The sequence below is a fragment of the Vannielia sp. SX4 genome (assembly GCF_052828525.1).
Genome location: NZ_CM128247.1, coordinates 3074413 through 3095640 on the forward strand (window position 1 = coordinate 3074413; position 21228 = coordinate 3095640).

18 protein-coding genes and 1 pseudogene are annotated in these 21228 nt (G+C 67.7%); 9 read left to right on the forward strand and 10 right to left on the reverse strand.

The genetic code is table 11. The features are described 5' to 3' along the window. Positions 1-55: 55 nt before the first annotated feature. The 4 genes from ACUXVX_RS15170 to ACUXVX_RS15185 form a co-directional block, all read right to left on the reverse strand. Positions 56-2458 (reverse strand): peptidoglycan DD-metalloendopeptidase family protein, encoded by a 2403-nt coding sequence (locus tag ACUXVX_RS15170; RefSeq protein WP_446308947.1) that lies wholly within the window; start codon positions 2456-2458, stop codon positions 56-58. Between the two features lie 51 nt (positions 2459-2509). Further along, the gene (locus ACUXVX_RS15175) at positions 2510-4090 is read right to left on the reverse strand and encodes a caspase family protein (protein WP_446308948.1); all 1581 of its coding nucleotides are present in this window, start codon (positions 4088-4090) and stop codon (positions 2510-2512) included. A gap of 34 nt (positions 4091-4124) precedes the next feature. After that, entirely contained in the window at positions 4125-6203 is a 2079-nt protein-coding gene (locus ACUXVX_RS15180) for a caspase family protein (protein ID WP_446308949.1), read from the reverse strand. A 138-nt stretch (positions 6204-6341) separates the two neighbouring features. Further along, positions 6342-6650, reverse strand: coding sequence for a DUF1036 domain-containing protein (locus ACUXVX_RS15185; protein WP_446308950.1), 309 nt, complete (start codon positions 6648-6650; stop codon positions 6342-6344). Positions 6651-6888: 238 nt separating this feature from the next. Between ACUXVX_RS15185 and ACUXVX_RS15190 the strand changes: the two genes are divergently transcribed. The 6 genes from ACUXVX_RS15190 (at position 6889) to ACUXVX_RS15215 (ending at position 11476) form a co-directional block, all read left to right on the forward strand. Then, on the forward strand, positions 6889-7428 hold the full coding sequence (locus tag ACUXVX_RS15190) for a hypothetical protein (protein WP_222493958.1): 540 nt from the start codon (positions 6889-6891) through the stop codon (positions 7426-7428). 203 nt (positions 7429-7631) lie between these two features. Further along, entirely contained in the window at positions 7632-8063 is a 432-nt protein-coding gene (locus ACUXVX_RS15195) for a hypothetical protein (RefSeq protein WP_315898502.1), read from the forward strand. A 34-nt stretch (positions 8064-8097) separates the two neighbouring features. Then, the gene (locus ACUXVX_RS15200) at positions 8098-8748 is read left to right on the forward strand and encodes a MotA/TolQ/ExbB proton channel family protein (RefSeq protein ID WP_222468764.1); all 651 of its coding nucleotides are present in this window, start codon (positions 8098-8100) and stop codon (positions 8746-8748) included. Positions 8749-8764: 16 nt separating this feature from the next. Beyond that, positions 8765-9307, forward strand: coding sequence for an ExbD/TolR family protein (locus ACUXVX_RS15205; RefSeq protein ID WP_446308951.1), 543 nt, complete (start codon positions 8765-8767; stop codon positions 9305-9307). Positions 9308-9359: 52 nt separating this feature from the next. Continuing rightward, entirely contained in the window at positions 9360-9776 is a 417-nt protein-coding gene (locus ACUXVX_RS15210) for a biopolymer transporter ExbD (protein ID WP_446308952.1), read from the forward strand. Further along, entirely contained in the window at positions 9773-11476 is a 1704-nt protein-coding gene (locus ACUXVX_RS15215; RefSeq protein ID WP_446308953.1) for a hypothetical protein, read from the forward strand. Before ACUXVX_RS15210 ends, ACUXVX_RS15215 begins: the two co-directional genes overlap by 4 nt. A 63-nt stretch (positions 11477-11539) precedes the next feature. Here the strand turns inward: ACUXVX_RS15215 and ACUXVX_RS15220 are convergent, their stop codons facing one another. The 3 genes and pseudogenes from ACUXVX_RS15220 to ACUXVX_RS15230 form a co-directional block, all read right to left on the reverse strand. After that, the gene (locus ACUXVX_RS15220) at positions 11540-13075 is read right to left on the reverse strand and encodes a tripartite tricarboxylate transporter permease (RefSeq protein ID WP_446308954.1); all 1536 of its coding nucleotides are present in this window, start codon (positions 13073-13075) and stop codon (positions 11540-11542) included. Positions 13076-13206: 131 nt separating this feature from the next. Further along, a pseudogene (locus tag ACUXVX_RS15225) lies at positions 13207-13629 on the reverse strand (tripartite tricarboxylate transporter TctB family protein); the annotation flags it as partial. Positions 13630-13695: 66 nt separating this feature from the next. After that, entirely contained in the window at positions 13696-14688 is a 993-nt protein-coding gene (locus ACUXVX_RS15230; protein ID WP_222468758.1) for a Bug family tripartite tricarboxylate transporter substrate binding protein, read from the reverse strand. A gap of 176 nt (positions 14689-14864) precedes the next feature. Between ACUXVX_RS15230 and ACUXVX_RS15235 the strand changes: the two genes are divergently transcribed. From ACUXVX_RS15235 to ACUXVX_RS15245, 3 genes are read left to right on the forward strand one after another with little or no spacing between them, the layout of a single operon-like run. Next, positions 14865-15536, forward strand: a complete 672-nt coding sequence (locus tag ACUXVX_RS15235) for a response regulator transcription factor (protein ID WP_222468757.1) — start codon at positions 14865-14867, stop codon at positions 15534-15536. Next, positions 15529-16929, forward strand: a complete 1401-nt coding sequence (locus ACUXVX_RS15240; RefSeq protein ID WP_446308955.1) for a sensor histidine kinase — start codon at positions 15529-15531, stop codon at positions 16927-16929. The genes ACUXVX_RS15235 and ACUXVX_RS15240 overlap by 8 nt, the downstream gene beginning before the upstream one ends. Next, positions 16926-17960: an ABC transporter substrate-binding protein gene (locus ACUXVX_RS15245; RefSeq protein ID WP_446308956.1), complete on the forward strand. Its 1035-nt coding sequence runs from the start codon at positions 16926-16928 to the stop codon at positions 17958-17960. Before ACUXVX_RS15240 ends, ACUXVX_RS15245 begins: the two co-directional genes overlap by 4 nt. A gap of 10 nt (positions 17961-17970) precedes the next feature. Here ACUXVX_RS15245 and ACUXVX_RS15250 read toward each other — a convergent pair whose 3' ends face one another. The 3 genes from ACUXVX_RS15250 to ACUXVX_RS15260 are packed head-to-tail and all read right to left on the reverse strand — an operon-like array spanning position 17971 to position 21217. Beyond that, positions 17971-19440, reverse strand: coding sequence for a mannitol dehydrogenase family protein (locus tag ACUXVX_RS15250; RefSeq protein ID WP_446308957.1), 1470 nt, complete (start codon positions 19438-19440; stop codon positions 17971-17973). After that, positions 19440-20207 carry an L-iditol 2-dehydrogenase gene (locus ACUXVX_RS15255; protein ID WP_446308958.1) on the reverse strand — a complete coding sequence of 256 codons (768 nt, stop codon included), beginning with the start codon at positions 20205-20207 and terminating at the stop codon, positions 19440-19442. Before ACUXVX_RS15255 ends, ACUXVX_RS15250 begins: the two co-directional genes overlap by 1 nt. Further along, positions 20204-21217, reverse strand: a complete 1014-nt coding sequence (locus ACUXVX_RS15260; protein WP_446308959.1) for an ABC transporter ATP-binding protein — start codon at positions 21215-21217, stop codon at positions 20204-20206. The genes ACUXVX_RS15255 and ACUXVX_RS15260 overlap by 4 nt, the downstream gene beginning before the upstream one ends. Positions 21218-21228 lie beyond the last annotated feature (11 nt).

Consider the following 21228-nt stretch of genomic DNA (forward strand, 5'->3'; position numbering starts at 1 on the left):
GCCACTGGCGGATAATAAAAGGAATGCACCCGCAGGGCGCGCGATTTGGCAGCGCTCAGATGCGGGTCAGGAGAGCGCCGATTTCCTTGCGGTAGTCGGGCAGGCCGCCGGGTTCTCGGATGACCGGGGCGGAGGTGACCACCACGGCCCCCTTGCGGCCTGACATCTTCCTTTCGGCCCAGGATTTCACGTAGCCCACGGTCTTGCCGGTCAGGAAGGGGTTGGCCCGGATCACCCCGGCGCCCAGCACGTCGATCAGCAGCGCGTCGTCGGGGTTGGAGAGCACAACCGCCGCGCCCTGCGCCCCGAGGAAGTGGCAGAGGTAGAGCCGGCCCGCAGTGATGCCGTGGCCGCGGGCGCGCAGGTAGCTTTCGCCCTCCATTGCTAGCCGTTTCACCATCTCGCGGCTGATGGTGGGGTCGTTCCGCAGCGCCAGAAGTTCGGCGCGGCTGAGGGTGGAGGCGAGGTCCGGGCGATAGGTCCGCATCATCCGGATCCAGGTGCTCTCGATGAACTGGCCGAGGCCAGTCGCGGTGGAGAGCGGGTTTTTCGCCGTGGCGTTGCCGCCGGATTCCACCCGGATGATCTGGTTGACCAGTTGCTCCACCGCGCCGGAGCCATCCGCTGTCATCCCGCCTCCGCCGCCCCCGCCGGAGGGCACCGAGGAGCCGAGCGGGTCGATCGCGGTGCCGCCGAGGTAGAGCTCGAAGTGCAGGTGCGGGCCGGTGGAGCGGCCGGTGGTGCCGACGTAGCCCACCACATCGCCCGCACTCACCCGCTGGCCGGGCTGGGAGCCGAACTTGGAGAGGTGGGCATAGCGGGTTTCCATGCCGCCCGCGTGGGTGATCTTCAGCAGGTTGCCGTAGCCGCCGCCGGGGCCGGTGTAGCTGACCGTGCCGTCGAAGGCAGCGTAGATGGGCGTGCCGGTGGGCGCGGCCCAGTCGACGCCCTTGTGGACGCGCACGGTTTTCAAAATGGGGTGGTGGCGCGGGCCGAAGCGCGAGGTCAGCACGCCCTTCACCGGGGTCACCATGCCGCTCACCAGCCCGCCGCCGCCGCCGGCCTTGGGCTTCAGCCCGAAGCAGCCCATGTCGCCCTCGGCGTTGGTGGCATAGACGAAACATTCAATATCCACCGAGTCGCCCTGGATCGAGATATAGAGGATGCGGCTGGAGCCATCGCCGCCCTCGTCGCCCTCGCCGGGCGGGGCGTAGAGAAAGCGCATCTTGTCACCGGGGTTGGCGAAGGCCGAGAGGTCGTGCTCCTTGCTCAGGAGCGCGATGGCCTCGCCCACGATCACCGAGGGGATGCCGTTGCGGATGGCGGCCGAGTAGAAGGCATCGAGCATCCGGTAGCGCTGCTCGGTCACCTCCTCGGCCTCGTCCTCGCCGGCGTAGTCGAAGAGCTCGTCATCCACCCAAGGGTCGGAGCCCGGGCCCACGTCTCCCTCGTCGGTCAGCGCCAGCGTGCCGAAGTAGACCTCATTGTCGTAGATCGACATCTGCCGGAAGGAGAGCGAGCCGCCGAGTTCGGGCTGGCCGCGCATGGCCACAACCTGCCCTGCCTTCACGCCCTCCATCTCAAAATACTCGCGCGCCGCCTCAGCGACCTTTTCGGCCTCGTTCTCGAAAAAACCGTTGTCGATCAGCAGGTCGTCGAGCGGGCGGTCGTGCTGAATTTTCACGAAGATGTCGCGGTCGAGCTTGGTGCGCAGGTCCTGCGGGCGGGTGTAGACGACGGAGGTGGTGTTTTCGATTGCCGTCTCGGTGAAGCCGGGCACGCCCTCCTCTTCATCGCCCACGGCCTCGCCCCAGCCGCCGGTGGCGTCGTCCAGCTCGGCCTCTTCGTAGCCCTCGGTCTCGGCGGCCTCGCCCAGGTCTTCGGCCACGTCTTCGGCGCCTTCGGCCTCCAGCGCCTCGGCCACCTCGCGGGCGTCTTCCGCATCCGCGGCCTCGGCCTGTTGGGGCGCGCTTTTTTGCAGCTGGAAGAAGGCAAAGTCTTCCTGGCTGGAGGGCAGCGTTGTGACGAAGCGGGCCTCGGTGGAGACCATCACATCGCTCACCAGTAGCAGTTCACCGCGCGGGGCGCGGGGGGTGCCGCGCAGGGTGGCCGGGGCCTCGAGCTTGCGCTTGGTCTCCTCGCCGTTCTCGGCGAAGCGGATGATCAGCGGATCGCCCGCGAGGTCGACGAAGGCGGCGACGAAGGCGGATGAGGCGGCTGCGGTGTCTTCATCCGAGGAGATGGCGAAGCCTTCTTCGAGGTCTTCTTCGGCCACCTCGCCGCCGCCGGTGTTGAACGACCACTTGTCCCATGTGAACCACACACCGAGGCCCAGCAGGATGACCGGTACGAAGGCGACCAGCGCGATCAGCACACGCCCGCGCCGGGCCGCCCGCTTGCGCCGTTTGGCGGCGCTGGCGGCTTGGGTGAAGCGCGGGTCTATCTGATCTTTCAGCACGGGGTCAGGATGGCAGGTTTCTGGTCCAGTTCAAGCGCCTCGCCGGGCGCATCAGCCGCCGATGGCACCGCGGGAGAGCCGGTTGATCCTGGCGGGCACCTTTGTGCCCCGGTCGGTGGTGGTGGGCTGGGTGCTGATCGTGCGGGTCGGGGTCTTGGGCTGGGTGCGGGGCGCGGGGGTGGCGGCCTTCTGGATCACCGTACGCTTGGGGCCGGAGGATTTGGCGGCAACCCGGACCGGCGCGGCCACGACACCTTCGCAAACCACCCCCGGCTCGAGCGAAAGGCGGCGGAAGGCAAGCTCGGTCGGCTCAGCCTTGGCCTCTTCGGCGCTCACCTTGCCCTTGGCGGTGTAGTAGCGCAGCAGCGAGATGCGGCTGACGCGGCCCCAAAGGCCATCGTTTGCGGCGCGGTGGCAGCCGACGCGGGTAAGTTCCTGCTGCACGCCGAGGGCGAGGTTGTCGGGCAGGTCGACGGCGGCCAGGTCCTCTTCGGAGGGGCCGCTGGGGTTGCGGGCGGCGGCGGCGGCCACCACGGCCTCGGCGGCGGCGACCCTGTCGGCGAGGCTGGGTGCTTCGCCCGCCTCTGCCCCTTCACCCACCGAGCGGGTCTCGTCCAGCATGGCGACTTCTTCGCCTTCGCCTTCGGCGGTGCCGGTCTCTTCTACATCATCGATGGCGACGATCGGGTTGGGCGTGGCATCGGCCAGTTCGACCGGCTCATCGTCGACCACGAGGATCTCGAGCGTCACCCCGTTGTCTGCCAGCGCGCCCACCACGTTGCGGATGCTCTCCTCGTCCAGCCCGCCGATGGCATCAAGGTCGGCCTCGGTGATCGTGGCGCCCTGCTCCTCGACCGGGGCGAAGTAGAACTGCGCGCGCAGGCTGGATTGGTCCCACGGCACCTGGGTTTCATGGGTGGCCTCGATCACCTCACCGCGCACGGCGATCATCAGGTCGGAGATCGAGATGCCCTTGGTCTCCATATTTTTCAGCATGGCGAGGGTGAAGGGGCTGTTGGCGCCGATCCCGTCGCGGGCGACGGCGCCGGGCTGGGTGGCGAAGGCCACAAAGCTACCGGTGCCGGTATCGGGCTTGGCCAACCCCTCGCCCGCCTCACTGCGCAGCGAGAGCGGCAGCGGGTTGTTGCGGCAGGCATCGAGAAAGAACAGCGACTGGCGGCCGGGCGCGGCGAGGCGGGCGACGATATCCTCGGAAAAATCCCATGTCTCACCGCGCAGCGCCTCGGGTGATTTCAGCCCGGCGTCGGCAGGCACGAGAAGGTTGCGCCCCTCCTGCTGGAAGGCGTGGCCGGAGTAGTAGAAGAGCACGGTCTCGGCATCTTCAGCACTGGCGACGAAGGCATCGAGCACGGGGGCGAGACGGTCTTTCGGGGCGTCGGTGATGAGGGTGACCTGAAAATCCAGCCGCTCCAGCGCCGAGGCTATGCCTTGAGCATCGTTCACCGGGTTGGCCAGCGGCTGAAGGTCGGAATAGGCGGCATTGCCGATCACCAGTGCCACCCGGCCCTCGGCCCAGAGCGGCTCAGCCACCCCGAAGGCGAGCGCCGCAAGCGCCAACCCCGCACGGCGGCAGGACAGGGCCCTCAGGCACACCCGGATCACAGTGAACATCGGCGCCCTCCCGGGTCGGCTGCGGGGCCGGGCCTTAGCGGAACACGCCGGCCCGGAGCTTCTTGGTCACGGTCTTCTTGGTGCCGCCCGACTTGGTGCGGACGGTGGTGGTGTTGCCCTGAATGCGCTTTTTGCCGGTGCTCTTGGCGGCGGCCTTCGTCGGCGCGGCGGCCCGCTTGGTGGCGGCCGCGGTGCGGACCTTGCTGATCGCCTTGGAGGCCTTTTTGGAGGCCACCTGCTGCACGGCCTTACAGGCCACCTCGTCATCGGACTGCAGGCGGCGCAGCAGCGAGTTGGAGGGCTCGAGCTGATCGGAAGCGATCTTGCGGGCGGCGTAGTAGCGGAAGAGCGAGACGCGGCTGCCCTTGCCCCAGTCGCCATCGATGTTCATCCGGTAGCAGCCGAGACGGCTCAGCTCGGTCTGCACGGCGGAGGCCAGCTCCTTGCCTGCCAGTTCCGGCGCGGCGGGGGCAACCCCGGCCTCGCGGGCGGCATCGCTGTTGCGGTCGATCTCCTGACCGATCACGCGGCTGCGCGGCTCGGCGGTGGTCGGCTCCAGCGAACGGGTCGGGGCGAGGCCTGCGAGGATCACCGCCTCGCGCTCTTCGCCATCGGGGCCGATCACCTTGGTGCGGCTTGCGTTGGGGTCGGGCGGCACGGCGCCTGCAACTTCGGTGCCCGTTACTTCTGCACCGGTCACTTCGGTCCCGGTGACACGCTCAGCGCCGGCCACTTCGGTGCCTTCCACCTCGGACCCCGTGACGCGCTCGGCGCCTGCAACCTCGGTGCCTTGCACCTCGGAGCCGGTCACACGCTCTGCGCCTGCCACTTCGGTGCCGGTCACACGCTCGGCGCCATTGGTGCCTTCGGCGCGCTCGGCCTCGTTGGAGGCCACGACGGTTTCGGCACCGGTGGTGCTGCCGGCCTTCTCGCTTTCGCTGCCGGTCACCCGCTCGGGGGCCTGATCGCCACCGATGATGACAACGGCACTCTCACCGCCAGCGGCGGTTTCGGCATCGTTGGAGGCCACGACCGTTTCGCCGCTGGCCTTGTCCGGGGTTTCGACCGGGGTGTCCTCATCGGGCACATCGACGATGTCGACGATGGCGACGGCCTCGACGATCTCTTCGACTTCTTCCTCGACCTCTTCGATCACGATGTTCGTGCCCGAGTTGCCAAGGGCCGCGAGCAGGCGCTTGCGGGTTTCAGGGTCGAGCGCGGCGATCAGCTCATAGTCGGCATCGGTCAGCTCGGCGGTCTTTTCGACCTGCGGGTTGAAGTAGAACTGGGCGCGGAGCGAGGACTGATCCCACGGCGTCTGACGGCCGAAGGTCTCACTCTCCACGTCGTTGCGCACGCGGATCATAAGGTCGGAGACCGAGATGCCCGGCTCTTCGATGTGGTTCAGCAGCGCCTGGGTGAAGGGGGAGTTCTCCCCTGCCCCGTCGGAGGTGACGTTGTTGGGCTGGGTGGCGAAGGCCACGAAGGTGCCGGAGCCCTTTTCCATCTGGGCCAGACCATCGGAGCCACTGCGCAGGTTTTCCGGCAGCGGGTTGTTGCGGCAGGCATCGAGGAAGATCAGCGTCTGGCGGTTCTTGGCCGCGAGGCGCTTGACGATCTCGTCGAGCCGCCATGTCTCGTTCTCGATGGCTTCCTTGGAGGCCAGCGTGGCATCGGTCGGCACGAGGTAGTTGGCACCGCTGAGCTGGAAGGCGTGGCCGGAGAAGAAGAACATCGCGCTCTCCGCGCCCTCGGCGGAGTCGGCGAAACTGTCGAGCCGCGCCCAGAAATCGGCCTCGGAGGCATCAGTCAGCAGGGTGACCTCGAAATCGAGCCGCTCCAGCGCCGCGGCAAGGTCGCTGGCGTCATTGGTGGCGTTCTTCAGGGCATAGACGTTGTCATAGGCCGCGTTGCCGACCACCAGCGCCACGCGCTTGGCTTCGGCCGTGAGAGTGGCGGCTGTAACGAAGATCAGCGCCATAGGTGCGCTGCGGGCTGCCCGGCCAAGCCCGGCCCTGCGGGCCGCACCACCGACGAGTGCAGACGCCGAGCGCAGCCCCGTGCCTGCACGTGCGATCCTGTGGGAAAAGCTCTTGGGGTCGGGCAGTGTCACCATTGTCTCCGCCAATCATCTCTGGGTCAAAAAAACTTGCGCTTCACTCTACCCGATAGGGGTCTTCAATGCGACCCTAGGCAGATCAAATCTTTATCTTCAACTAGATGTGATTGAACCATTCGCGATTCAACCCCGTCAGCCGCCACCCCGGGGCGTGATGAAGAGGGTCCAGCGCACCGTGGCCTGCGTGTCGACCTCGTGAAACATCGCCGCGCGGTGCCCGCGCTCCCAGCAACTCTCGATCCCTTCGATCTCGAAGGCCTTGGCGCCGATGCACATTGAAACGCTGCCATCGAGGATCGGTTGGCCGAAAACATCGGTCGCGTAGACGTAGATATACCGGTTGGTCAGCTCCTGCTTGATGACGTTCGCGCATTGGTTCGTGCCGATCGTCCACCACCCTTCGGTGCTGAACTGGCCGTCAACCAGTTGCGCAATCGCCACGTTAATTACATCAAAACTCTGGTTGCAGACGGCAAATTCAGCTTCTGCGGGTGCGGCGGAAATGGTGCCTGCAGCCAGCGCAAAACCAGCAAAACAAGCGTTTTTCAAAGAAACTCGGGAAGCCATGAGGCGACTTAAACCGCTTTTGATCCGGTGGGCAAGAAATCGCCATCTTTCAGCCGCACATTGAAAACAATCGCGTGACAGGGTAGTGTGGACACAACGCTGGAGAGAGACCATGACTGCAAAGTTCGCAAAGCCGTTGGTGGCTGTGACCGCCATGTCGCTGGCTCTTGCCGCCCCCGCATCCGCGCAGATCGCCAAATTCCACTTTATCGCACCCGCGGTGCCCGGACTGGTGAAGCTGGACCAGATCAACTCGACCGAGAATGCGCTGGCCGAATTTGTTGGCGCGACCTCCTCGATGTCGAAGGAAGGCGCGGCCTCTCTGGAAGAGATGCGGAGCGCCGAAGACATTAGCGCCTCCGCCAGCCAGGAAATCGACAGTGGCGCCAACGGCAATGATGGACCGGGGCGTGGTCAGGAGAATGCCGGTGTCTCCACGGGTGGCAACGACGACGGTGGCAGAACCAACCTGCCGAAGCCCGTCTCGCGCCCGGAGGTTGTTGCGGCTGCAGATGACGACCGCGCCGCCTTCCCGGTGACCGGCCGTCCGACGACTGAGCGGCAGGTGATCGTGCGGACCCGCACCAAATCCCCGCGCGGTGGCTCCAAGATCAAGGCCGGCTCGATGTGGAGCGTCGGCCAGTTCCGCTGATCCGCTGACCCGGTAGAAATTCAAGGCCCGGTGGTGCTTGCGCCCGCCGGGCCTTTTGCTTTTGTCGCCTCCCGGTTTTGCGGCCCCTCCCCAGCCATCTGCCCCGCCTCGCGCGATTTTTCAAAGCGGGGGCTTTGCGGCAGTGCGGGCCGCGTGTTAGCAATTTGTCCATAAGAACTCATCGCAACGGGGGGAGGCGCGACGTGCCTGTTCTGAAAACACTTTCTACCACGCTTCTCGCATCGGCCATGGCCGTCGGCACGGCCATTCCGGCCTTTGCCCAGGCGGGCAACTTCGGCCTCGAACTGAACGCCGCCCGCGATGTGGGCGAGGGCTGCCGGCTGACCTATGTGGCCACCAACAACACCGGCGAGGGCCTCGACAAGGCCAGCTACGAGGTGGCCGTCTTCGATCAGGATGGCGTTGTCTCGCGGCTGCTGATCCTCGAGTTCGGCCAGCTTCAGGCCGACAAGACCAAGGTCGTGCAGTTCGACCTGGCCGACATGCCCTGCTCGAACATCTCGCGCCTGCTGGTCAACTCGGTGAGCGAATGCGTGGGCACCGGCGACGCCGCGCCCGATTGCATGGCCGGGCTCACCACCTCGTCGCGCGCAGAAATCCAGTTCGGGCTCTGAGCAAAGGCTCGGCGCCCGGCAACGGGAGTAACGGATGGACGCCTATTTGCCCGCCGGGCTGAGCGGCTACGCATGGGCGATTCTGGCGGTGCTTGCGGGGGCTTCCCTGCTGGCGCTGACGGTCGCGCTCTTCAAGATCTTCCAGTTCATGCGCCTCGGCGTCGGGCGGCGCAGGCTGCCCGGCCAGATCGTGGAGAAATACCTGCGCGGCGATGGCGACGGGGCGCTGGCGATTGCCGACAAGCGCAACACCTCCGCCGTGCGGGTGCTCTTTGCGGCGCTCTCCGCCCTGCGGCAAAACCCCGGTGACCGCGACTTCGCCCGCGAGCTGGCCACCCAGACCGCGCTCGACGAGCTGGCGCTGATGGGTCGGCGGATGAACGCGCTGGAGGCGGTGGTGCAGGCCGCGCCGATGCTCGGCCTGCTGGGCACCGTGGTGGGCATGATCGAGGCCTTCGGGCGGCTGGCTCAGGCCGAGGGCGCGGTGGACCCGAGCGTGCTCGCGGGCGGCATCTGGACCGCGCTGATCACCACCGCCGTGGGCCTAGCCATCGCGATCTTCTTCTATTTCGTCTCACTCTGGCTCGAGGGCCGCATCGCCCGCGAGCGCGAGTCTCTGGAGCGACTGATATCGACCGTGCTGCACGGGCGGGTGGAGACCCGTCCGGGCAAGACGATCGTCTGATCGGGCGGGCGCGCCGATGTCTGGCAAGACGGTCATCGGCGGCCAGATGCCCCATGCCACCGGGCTCTCCGGCGGGGCCGGGCATACGGTGATCGGCGCGGCGATGCCGACGAGCGGCACCCGGCCCGGCGATGTGTACCTGCCCGACCCGCGCGGCGACCGCAAAGCCCCCTTTGCTCTCACGCCGCTGGCCGATGTGATGTTTCAGCTGCTGATCTTCTTCATGCTCAGCACATCTCTCGCGCCCTATTCGCTGATTACCCTCGGCACCCCCGCCGCGCCCACGGGCCAGAGCACGGCGGAACCCGAGGCGGCGGGCGGCGGAGCGCAGAGCATCGTGATCTGGCACATTGGCCGGGGTGAGCTGCGGGCCGGTTCCGCCGTGCTGCCGCTCGATGCGTTGCCGCAGGTGATCCCGGCGCTGAAGGAGAAGGGTCTGGAGGAGATCCTGCTGTTCACCACGCCGGTCGCCACCACGCAGGATGTGGCCACGGTGATCGAGGCGATCCGCGTGGGCGAGGTCGCCAAGCTGCGGCTGATCGGGAAGCCGGAGCTGTGAGGGGCGCGCACGCTCATCCACTGTTTGATGCATCCTCGCGGGGAGGTGCCTGATGCTCGCCTCCAAGCTCGCCGCACAACGCCATCGCCGCCGCCCCGATTTTGGCCTCGCGCAGGTCAACATCGTGCTGCTGCTGGTGCTGTTCTTCCTCGTGGTCGGCACCATCGTCGAGACCGATGAGCTGGCCGTGGAGCTCTCGGAAACCACCGATCTGCCGCTGGAGCGCCTGCCACGCCCGCTGCTCCTGATCGACGGCGAGGGCAATTGGGCGCTCGACGGTGCCGCGATGGCGGAGGCCGATGTGGTCGAGGCGCTCCGCATCCCGCCGCCCGAGGGCCAGCCCAATGCGGTTTACATCCTCGCCCCGCGCGACATGCCCGCCGACAGGCTGCTGCGCACCATGCAGGTGCTGCTGCCCGCGGGCCGCACGGTGAAACTGGTGACGCTGAAGGCAGGGGGCGACGAATGAGCAGCGCCACCACCTCCGGCCCGGTGCAATATATCGAGCCGCGCAACCAGACCGAGATCATCCTCTGGCTCGCCGCCTTGCTGCTCGCCGTCACCGCCCATCTGGCGGCGCTGACATGGGCGCGGGAGCAGATCCCCGAGTTGGAAGACAAGCCTGTGGTGGAAACCGAGGTGACGGTCGAGATGATCGAGATGGCCACGCAGGCGACCCAGCCTACGGTGGCCGAGGCGGAGGCCGTGGCGGCTGCCGAGGCCCCTGCCCCGCCCGAGCCCGCGGCCCCCGTTGCGGAGGCCGAGCGCGCCGAGCCAGTGGCCGAGCCAGCAGCCACCGCCGCCCCGGCGGAGCGGGTGGAGGCCACGCCCGCACCCTCCGAAGCAAACACCCCCGCTCCCACCGCCGCAGAGCCGGTGAGCGAGGGGGTCACGCGGATCACCGGCGCGCAGGTGGCCGCCGAGTCCGGCGCTGCCCCGGCGGAGCGGGCAGAAGCGGCGCAGCCTGCCCGCGCCGAAGAGGTGCGGGAGGCCCGCGAGGCCACGCCCGCCCGGATCACCGCCGCCCCGGTGGTGGCCGACGAGGTGAGCCGCGCCAAGGTGGCCAGTGCCGAGCGCCCGCCCGAAGAGGTGCCCGAGACCACCACCGCGCGGGTAGCGGAAGACCGGGTGGTGGCCGGGCAGGACGAGGGCCGCGAGCGGCTCAGGAGCGAGGCCGAGGTGGAGGCGCAGGAGGCGGTGCGCGAGACTGGCGAGGTGCAGGTCGCCGCCGCGCCGGAGCCTGCGCCCGAGCCCTCGCTCGAACCCTCCGAGGCGCCGTTGGCCGATACAGTCGCCGCCGCCGCGCCCGCAGCCCCCGAGGTGCCAAACACATCAGAGCGTGTGGCTGCCCGCCCCGTGATCCCCGAGGGGATGGTCCCCGAGCGCGTGGCCCCCGTGGCCACTCCCGCACCAGTAACCGAAGAGGCGCCGGAGGAAGAGGCCGCCGCGCCGCCGCCCGAACGGGAGAGCGAACTGCCCGGTCCCGGAACGACAGGCGGTCTCGCCGCCCCCGCGCCCGAGAGCGACATCTCAGAGGCCGACCGCACCCGCTACACCGCGATCCTCGACTACCTGAGAACCTACGATGGCGGCGCCTGCTTTGCCGCCCTGCCCGCGCTGGGAGAGGAGACCGCTCAGCTCACGCTCGATGCCTTCGGCCCGACCAGCGCCTCGCTCGATGGCTTCCGCGCCGGGCTGGAGGCCGAGACGGGCGAGATCCCGAACACCTTTCTCAAACCGGTGAGCGAGGCCCAGTGCGCCACGCTCGGCTTCATCCGCGAGGCCAGCGCCTACCCCGCCTTCAATCTCTATTTCGACATGGCCGAGCGCACTATCGCCTCGGGAGATTACCTCGAAGGCCGCATCCTCAACGTCTCGGGCCAGGTGGTGCACTTCCTGTTGATCGACGACGAAGGCACGGTGCAGGCGTTGGACGGCTTCCTGCAATTCACCCGGCAAGGCGCGAGCTTCTCGATCCCGATGAACCTCACCGCCGGTCCGGTCGTCACCCAGCAGCTCCTGCTCGCCGTCGGCACGCCCGCAAGGCTCGACGTGGTGAAAGAGCAGAACGGCACAGAGGCCACAGCCTTCTTTGCCGCCCTCACAAAAGAGCTAGAGGCCCGGGGGATCTCCCCGGACCTCTCGATGGTCGCCTTCTCGGTGGAGTGAGGCAGCCCGGTCCTGCTTTGGTGAACCCGGAGCGGTGCTCCCCCCGCCGCGTAGGGCCGCAGGTCAGTCGCTCAGCGAGCCTTCCTCGTCCCGGCGCTGCATCCGGGCCTTTACCACCTTGCCGACGAAGACCGGCAGGATGAAGCCTGCGATGGCGATCGCCCAGAGGGTGATGGCCAGCGGGCTGTCTACCAGCGTCCACCAGTTGCCGTTGTCGATGGTCACCGCGCGGCGCAGGTTGTTCTCCATCGTGTTGCCCAGCAGCGTGCCGAGGATCACCGGCACCAGCGGCACGTCGAGCTTGCGCAGGATCCACCCGGCGAGGCCGAAGGAGATCATCACCAGCAGGTCGAAGGACGAGCCCGAGATGCCGTAGATGCCGACGAAACTCACCATTGCCACCACCGGCATCAGGATGCGGGGCGGGATCAGCAGGACGCGGGTGAAGAGGCCCACCATCGGGATGTTCATCGCCAGCAGCATCAGGTTGCCGATGAAGAGCGCCGCGATCAGGCCCCAAACCACATCGGGGTTGTTCTGGAACAGCAGCGGCCCGGGGGTGATGTTGAGCGAGAGCAGCACGGCCAGCAGCACCGCGGTGGTGCCGGAGCCGGGCACGCCGAGGGCCAGCATCGGCACCAGCGCGCCACCGGCGGCGGCATTGTTGCCTGCCTCGGGGGCGGCCACGCCGCGCGGGTCGCCGGTGCCGAAGGTGCCCTCTTTGTCCACCAGCTTCTTCTCCATCGAGTAGCTGATGAAGCTGCCGAGCGAGGCCCCTGCCCCGGGCAGAACGCCCGCGACGAAGCCGAGGAAGGAGGTGCGCAGCATGGTCGGGATCGTCTTGATGACCATCGGCATGGGCGGCACGATGCGGCCCACCTTCACCTTGCTCTCTTCCGCATCGGCAGAGCCGTGGCGGTGCTCGAGGAAGACGAAGACCTCCGACAGGGCGAAGAGCCCGACGATGGCCACGAGGAAGTCGAGCCCGTCATAGAGGTGGACTTCGCCGAAGGTCAGGCGCGGCACGCCGGTTTGCGTATCGACCCCGATCATGGCGAGGCCGAGGCCGAGCATGGCGGCGAAGGCGGATTTGGCCTGGTTGGTCGAGGAGACGCCGCCGAGCGTGGCGAAGGCCAGCGCGAACAGGGCGAAGTACTCGGCCGGGCCGAAGAGCAGCGCCAGCTTCACCAGCTGGGGCGCCAGCAGGATCAGGCCCCATGTGGCGAGGAAGGCGCCGACGAAGGAGGCGATGCCCGAGAGCGCCAGAGCCTCGCCCGCCATGCCCTTGCGGGCCATCGGGTAGCCGTCGAGACATGTCATCATCGCAGGCTCGTCGCCCGGAATGTTGAGCAAGATCGAGCTGATCCGCCCGCCATACATCGCGCCATAATAGACGGCGGTGAGCAGGATGAGCGACGAGGTCGCATCCAGCCCGAGGGTGAAGGCCAGCGGGATCAGGATGGCCACGCCGTTCGACGGACCGAGGCCCGGCAGCGCGCCCATGATGGTGCCAAGGAAGCAGCCCAGCAGCGCGAGGCCGAGGTTCTGCCATGTCAGAGCGATTTCAAAACCGCCGTAGAGGTTTGCCCAGAGATCCATTGTCAGTCTCCCGCGCCGGTCGCGCCGGTTGCTTCGGGCGCGGCCTCTTCGGCCCCGCTGCCACCGAACATTTCAAAGAAGGCTCCGATGGCCCCGAGCACCGGGTCCACCACCGCGTCGACGTAGGCGTCGAGCGGGCCGCGGGCGAGCGAGAGGCCCAGAACCGCGTGGAAGATGATGTAGATGACCAGTGCCGTCAGCGCGCCGATCACGACCGACTGCACCACCGGCGAGCCAAGCCGCCATGTCAGGTACATGGCCGCCAGTGCGGTTGCGATGATGAAGCCCGCCTCGGGCAGGAACTGGGCGTAGAGAATCATCACCACCGCTGCCGCGCCAATCTCGGCGAGCCGGGCCAGCGGCGGCCAAACGGGCTCGGGATCGGGGCGCAGGGCGATGACCGCCGAGGACAGACCCAGAATGATTGCAATGATCACCGGAAAGGCCTTTGGCCCCACGGCATCGCTCAGAAAGCTCTCTTCGGTTTGCAGCGCGGCCCAGGCGTAGAACACCGCCAGCAGCACGCCGAAACCACCGAATATACGGTCGGTCATGGCCCGTCCCCCAAAGTAGGAAAAAGCGGGCGGCAGACCGGAGTCTGCCGCCCACCTGTGGTGGATTTATTTGATGATGCCGATTTCCTTGGAGATCGACTGGATCTGGGCCACCGAGTCAGACACGAAGTTCTGGAAGTCGGCACCCTGAAGATCGAGCGGAGCCAGGCCGTTGGCGGCCATGATTTCTTTCCACTCGTCGGAGGCGTAGAGGTCGGCGATCTTGCTGACCCATGCGTCATAGGCCTCGTCGCTCATGCCGGCGGGGGCATAGAAGCCGCGCCAGTTGGCGCCGATGGCGTCCACGCCCTGCTCCTTGGCGGTGGGCATCTCGGAGAACTCGCCGCCGAGGCGCTCGGGCGCCAGAACCGCGATCACCTTGATGTCGCCGCTGTCGACGAAGCCCTTGGCTTCGGAGATGTCACCGGTGAAGGCCTGCACGGAGCCGGCCAGCAGCTGGGTCACGGCCTCGCCGCCGCCGTCGAAGGCGATGTACTTGACCGAGCGGACATCTTCGATGCCATAGGCGTTGGCCGCGATCAGCACCTTGAGGTGGTCCCAGCCGCCCACGGCGGAGCCGCCCGCCACGGAGATCGAGGCCGGGTCGGATTTGATGGCGTCGAGCAGCGCGGGCAGCGTAGTGATCTCGCTGTCGGCGGCCACGGCGATCACGCCGTAGTCGGCACCGATGGAGGCGAGCCAGCGGACCTGGTCCATGGTGTTGCCCGGATAGGCGCCCTGCGCGAGACGGGTCGCGGTGGCCGAAGAGGCGGCAACGATCAGGTCGTTGTCATCGCCGCGCTTGTTGACGACTTCGGCAAAGGCCACGCCACCGCCGCCACCGGCGAGGTTGACGACCTGCATGGTCTTTTCGATCAGGCCCTGATCCTGAAGCGACTTGCCCACCTGACGGCAGGTGAAGTCCCAGCCGCCGCCCGGGTTTGCGGGGGCGATGCACTCGGGGTTCTCGGGGCTGAAGCCGTGGCTCTCTGCATGGGCGGTGCCGGCAAGGCCAAGGGCCGCAACGGCCATGGCCGCACGGATGATAGACGTTTTCATAAGAGTCCTCCTCACGTCGTGACCGGCGCACTCCCACGCGCCGGATGATGCCCCGCAAGGGCAGTGGGCACGGCGGCCCCTTTTCCTGCGGGTTGAGGATGTGTATCGCTTGTTGCTGTCATCAACCTGTCACCCCGGGCGACAGGTTGAAAAAGGCGCGGAGGAGTGCGGGCGCGATGCGGCTGTTGATGGTGGAGGATGCCGAGGATCTGGCCGAGGGGGTGGTCGCCCACCTCGCCCGCTCCGGCATTGTCTGCGACCTCGCCCCCTCGCTCGCCGATGCCCGCGATTACCGCGCCGTCCAGCGCTACGATGCGCTCATCCTCGACATCAACCTGCCCGACGGCTCCGGCCTGACCCTGCTGCGCGAGGTCCGCGCCGAGGCCGATCGCACGCCGGTGCTCATGCTGACCGCCCTTACCTCGGTCGACGACCGGATCACCGCGCTCGATCAGGGCGCCGATGACTACCTCGGCAAGCCCTTCGACCAGCGCGAGCTGGAGGCCCGGCTGCGCGCCCTCGTCCGCCGCGAGGCCGACCGCAAGGAAGAGACCATCACCCTCGGCCCCCTCACCTATGCCCCGCGCGACCGCTCGGCGCGGCTGGGCGGCACCCAGCTTGCGCTCACCCGCCGCGAGGCCGCCCTGCTCGACATGCTGATCCGCCACGCCGGTCAGTATCTGTCGAAGACGCGGCTCTACGATTCGCTCTACGGGTTCGAGGATGCCGACGTGGGGGTGAACGCGATCGAGCTTTACATCGCCCGGCTGCGCAAGAAGTTCACCGGCTCGGGCGTGGCCATCTCCACCCGGCGCGGGGTGGGCTACCGGATCGGGCTCGATGACTGACGGGCGCGGCAAAGCGGGCCTGAGCCTCACCGCCCGGGTGCTGGGCACGGTGCTGGTGATCCTGCTGGTGGGCGGGTTGCTGGTGGCCGGCTCGATCTGGTGGAACACGCGGGCCGCCGCCCGGCAATCCTACGACCGGATCCTGTTTGGCGCCGCGAGCGACATTGCCGCCGCCATCCGCATCCAGCAGGGCACGCCGCTGGTGGACCTGCCAGTCTCGGCCTTCGAGCTGTTGGCTCAGGCCCCGGACGACCGGGTGTATTACGCCGTCACCGGGCCGGGCGGCGCGCTGATCACCGCGCTCGACCCGGCCCATACCGTGCCTGCGCCCGACCAGCCCGCCAGCGCGGGCGCGACCTTCTTCACCGGCACGCTGAGCGGCGAGGAGGCCCGCTTCGTGCGGCTCTCGCGCAGCTTTGCTGAGCGCGACTTTTCCGGCGCGGTGGAGGTAGTGGTGGGCCAGACCCTGCGCGCCCGCAATGCGATGACCACCGACCTGATGCTCGACGCGCTGCTGCCGATGGCCGCCGCCGGGCTGCTGCTGACCCTGCTGGCCGCGCTCGTCGTCCGCTCGGCACTGCGCCCGCTCGATGCGCTGGTGGCCGACCTATCCCGCCGCGACCCCTATGACCTCACTCCCATGCCCGCCGAGGCCCTGCCCCGCGAACTGGGCGTGATGCTGGGCGCGGTGAACCGCTTCATGGGGCGGCTCGACGGGCAGGTTGAAGCGATGCGCACGCTGATCTCCGATACCGCGCACCAGCTGCGCACCCCGGTTGCGGCGATCCAGGTGCATGGCGAGAGCGCGGCAGAGGAACAGAGCGAAGAGGCCCGCGAGCGCGCCCTCGCCCGGCTGCTCGCCCGCACCCGCTCGCTGCGCACCCTGCTCGACCAGTTGCTCTCCCGCGCGCTCGTCGTTCACCGCACCGACAGCGCCCCGCGCACGCCGGTGGACCTGCGCGAAGTGGCTCTTGAGGTCATGGAGCGGGATGACCAGTCAGTGCTGCGCCCCGAGGCCGAGCTGCGACTGCGGATCGGGGATGCGCCGGTGATGGTGCGGGCCGATGCCTTCTCGCTGCAGGAGGCGGCGCACAACCTGCTGAACAACGCCCTGCGGCACGGGCAGGCGCCGGTCTCCATCGGGGCCGAGCAGCGCGGCGGCGAGGCGGTGCTCTGGGTGGAAGACAGCGGCCCCGGCCCCGCGCCCGAGGTGATCGCCCACCTTGGAGAGCGGTTCAACCGCAGCGCCGACAGCCGCGAACAGGGCAGCGGTGTGGGCCTTTCGATTGTCGCCAAGGTGGCCTCTGCCTTTGGCGGGCGGGTCGAGATGGGGGCGAGCGACACCGGCTTCCGCGCCGCGCTCGTGCTGCCATCAGAGGAAGAGCAACCATGAAGCGCCTCATCGCCCTCCTCGCCATGTTCCTCGCCCCGGCCACTGGTGCGGCACAGGAGGCGACAGCGCAGTTTGGCGCGGGCGAGACGCCCTTCCTAATCCGCTCGACCACCGATATCGGCATCATCCGCCCGGTGATGGAGCGCTTCGCCGCGCTCAGCCCGGAGCTGGCGATCCGCTATGAGCAATGGGGCTCGAACGACCTCTTCGAGATCAGCCGCGCCGATTGCCAAGAGGGCCGCCCGCCCGCCGATGCGGTGCTCTCCTCCGCCGTGCAGCAGATGGTCTGGCTGGTGAATGCCGCCTGCGCCGCGCCGCACCGCTCCGAGGCCACCGCCGCCCTGCCCGCCTCGCGGCGCTGGCGCGATGAACTATGGGGCGTGACCACCGAGCCTGCGGTGATCGCCTACAACGCCGAGCTCCTTGATGCCGAGGACGTGCCGCGCAGCCGCTTTGCCCTGCTCGACGCGCTGCGCGAGCGGCCCGGCACCTTTCGGGGCCGGATCGCCACATATGACATCGCCGAGAGCGGGCTCGGCTACCTCTTCGCCTATTCCGACAGTCTGGAGGCCACCACCTTCGGCGCGCTGCTGGAGGGCTTCAGCCGGGTGGATGCCGTGGCCACCTGCTGCTCGGCCGAGATCATCTCGGGCGTGGCCGAGGGGCGCTACCTGATCGCCTACAACGTGCTCGGCTCCTACGTGGCCAGCGCGGGCACGCCCAAGGTGGGCGTGGTGCTGCCGGAGGATTACACGCTGGTGCTCTCGCGCGGCTACATGATCCCGCGCGGCGCGGCGCAGGCCGGGGCCTCGGCGCGGCTGCTGGATTTTCTGCTCGGGGCCGAGGCGCAATCGCTGCTCGCCAGCGCCGGGCTGGTGATCGACATGGACGCCGAGGAAACCGGCCTGCCCAGCTCGGCTCGCAGGTTCATCCCGCTCTCGCCGGTGCTTCTGGTGGCGCGCGACCCGAACCGCCGGGCGCTGATGCTGCAGGTCTGGTCAGAGAGCTTTCGGCCCGCCGGAACGCCGTGAGGGCGCAGGGCTAGGCCTGCGCCGCCACATACTCCCGCAGCACCGCCCGCACGCCCTTTTGCTCCAGTTCCGCCAGTGCCGCCGCGAAGGCCTCGACAAAGCGCGGCGCCTCTCCGAGACGGCCGAAGATATCGGAGAGCGCAAGAAAGGCCGATGGGTCGGTTTGCGCCTTGAGCGCGGCGGCCTGCAGGGCTGCGGCGCGCTCGTCTTCCAGCGCGATCTCGCCCTTGGTGGTCTCGGCGCAATAGCGGCACCAGAGCGCCACTTCGAGCGCGAGGCCCTGAATGGCGCTGCCCGCATCAAGCGCCTCGCGGACGGTGGGAAGCACGAACTTGGGCTGGCGGTTGGAGCCATCGAGGCAGAGCCGTGCGATGGTGTCGCCCACCTCGGGGTTGGCGAAACGCTCGGCGCATTTTTCGAGGTAGGCGTCAAAGTCGACCCCGCCGATCTCCGGCAACACCGGGATCACCTCGGCGCGCATCAGCGCCTTCAGCCATGCGGTTACATCGGCGTCCTGCATGCCCTCATGGACGAAGTGATGGCCCAGCAGCGCGCTCGGATAGGCAATCGCCGCATGGCCCGCGTTGAGGATGCGCAGCTTCATCGTCTCATAGGGCGCGACATCGGGCACAAACTCCACGCCCACTTTCTCCAGCGCCGGGCGGCCTTGTGGAAAGCTGTCTTCCAGCACCCACTGGCGGAACGGCTCACAGACCACTGGGGCCTTGTCGTCCACGCCGAAGGTCTCCTTCACCAGTGCAATCTCGCGCGGGCCGGTGGCGGGCGTGATGCAATCGACCATGCCACAGGGGAAGGCCACATTGGCGGCAATCCATTCAGCCAGCTCCGGGTCCACCAGCTTGGCCATGCCCACCACGGCGGCCTTGGCGACATGACCGTTCTCGGGGAGGTTGTCGCAAGACATCACGGTGAAAGGTTCAAGCCCTGCATCACGTCTCGCCTTCAAGCCTTTGACCAACAGGCCAAAAACGGTTTTTGGGTCATCCGGCGTTTGCGCATCATCCACGATCTCGTGGTGCACGCTGTCAAAGCCGCCGGTCTCGGCATCCACGAAATAGCCGCCCTCGGTGACGGTGAGCGAGACGATGCGGATGGCCGGGTCGGTCAGCCGGGCTGTGAGCGCGGCGCTGTCGATCTCGCAGAAGTCCACCATCGCGCCGGTCACGCGGGCGGTGAGCGCCGCCGGGTCCAGCTCGACCACGGTGGTCAGCCAATCCTGCCCTTTCAGGGCCTCCCGCTTGGCGGCATCGAAGCTCTTGATCCCGGCGCCGACGATTGCCCAGTCATGCCCCTCGCCCTGCGCGAAGAGCCGGTCGAGATACCATGCCATATGGGCGCGGTGAAAGTTGCCGACCCCGATGTGCAGGATGCCGGCGGTCAGTGCTCCACGGTCATACTCGGGCACGGCCACGGCCTCGGGCAGCGCGTTCAGGGTGTTATTTGAAAGGTTTGTGGCCATCAGCTCATCCAATTCCCGCCGTCCACGTTGTAGGTTTGCGCGACGATGTAATCGGCCTCCTCCGAGGCCAGAAACACCGCCATGCCTTCGAGATCTGCCGCCGTGCCCATCCGTCCGAAGGGCACCGCCTCGCCGACCTCGCGTTTCTTCTGCCCCGGCGCCTTGCCCTCGTATTTGGCAAAGAAGGCATCGACGCCGTCCCAGTGCTCGCCATCCACCACGCCGGGCGCGATGGCGTTGACGTTGATGCCATGGGCGATGAGGTTCAGCCCTGCCGATTGGGTGAGCGAGATCACCGCCGCCTTGGTGGCGCAGTAGACGGCCACGAGGCTCTCGCCGCGCCGCCCGGCCTGGGAGGCCATGTTGATGATCTTGCCGCCCGCGCCCTGGGCGATCATCTGCTTCGCCGCCGCCTGGGTGCAAAAGAGCACGCCTGCGACGTTGACAGCCATCAGCCGGTCAAAGTCGGCCCGCTCGATCTCGACGATGGGCGCGGCAGAGAAGAGCGCGGCATTGTTCACCAGAATATCCAGCCCGCCCAGCGCCTCCACGACGGCGGCAAAGCCCGCGTCGATGCTCTCTTGCCGGGTTACATCCATCTCCACCGCCACGGCGCCGATCTCTTTCGCCGCCGCCTCGGCCCGTGCCAGATCGACATCGGCAATCGCCACCTGCGCCCCTTCCGCAATGTAGCGGCGGGCGAAGGCCAGCCCGATCCCTCGGGCGGCGCCGGTGATCAGCGCCCGTTTGCCGGCAAGGCGCATCATCCGATGCGCAGCCCGGCGCCGTCGAACCGGTGGGTCTTGCCGTCTTGCGGGGTGAGCCAGACGGTATCGCCATGGCGCAGGGCCATCTCGCCGTCGACCCGCACGGTGATCGTGTCTTCCACCGTGTCCGCCGTCTCGGGGTGAACGTAAAGGAAGGTGTCGGAGCCGAGGTGCTCGGCCACGCCGACGGTGCCCTTCCACAGGCCTTCGGTGGTGGAGACGGTCAGGTGCTCGGGCCGCACGCCGATGGTGGCGGCGTCATGCCCGACGGCATCGGCACCCTTGAAGAAGTTCATCTTGGGCGAGCCGATAAAGCCCGCCACGAAGAGGTTGCGCGGGGTCTGATAGAGCTCCAGTGGCGAACCGACCTGTTCGATGACGCCCGCCTGCAGCACCACGATCTTGTCGGCCATGGTCATGGCTTCGACCTGGTCGTGGGTCACATAGATCATCGTGGTCTTGAGGTTGTTGTGCAGCTCCGAGATTTCGAGCCGCATGTTCACCCGCAGCGCCGCATCGAGGTTGGAGAGCGGCTCGTCGAAGAGGAAGGCCGCAGGCTCCCGCACGATGGCCCGGCCAATGGCCACCCGCTGCCGCTGACCGCCCGAGAGCTGGCCGGGGCGCCGGTCGAGGTAGTCGGACAGGTTTAGCACCTTGGCGGCATAGTCGATCCGCTTGTCTTGCTCGGCCTGCGGCACGTTTGCCATCTTCATCGGGAAGGCGATGTTCTTGCGCACCGACATATGCGGATAGAGCGCGTAGGACTGGAACACCATCGCCAGACCGCGCTTGGCGGGGGGCGTGTGGGTGGCATCCACCTTGTCGATGCGGATCTGCCCGCCCGACACGTCTTCCAGCCCCGCAATCAGCCGCAGCAGGGTGGACTTGCCGCAGCCCGACGGGCCGACGAACACCACGAACTCGCCGTCTTCGATGGTCAGATCCAGCGGCGGGATCACGTTCACCTCGCCGAAGCTCTTGGCAACCTTGTCCAGAGTAATGCGTCCCATAATCCTGTTCC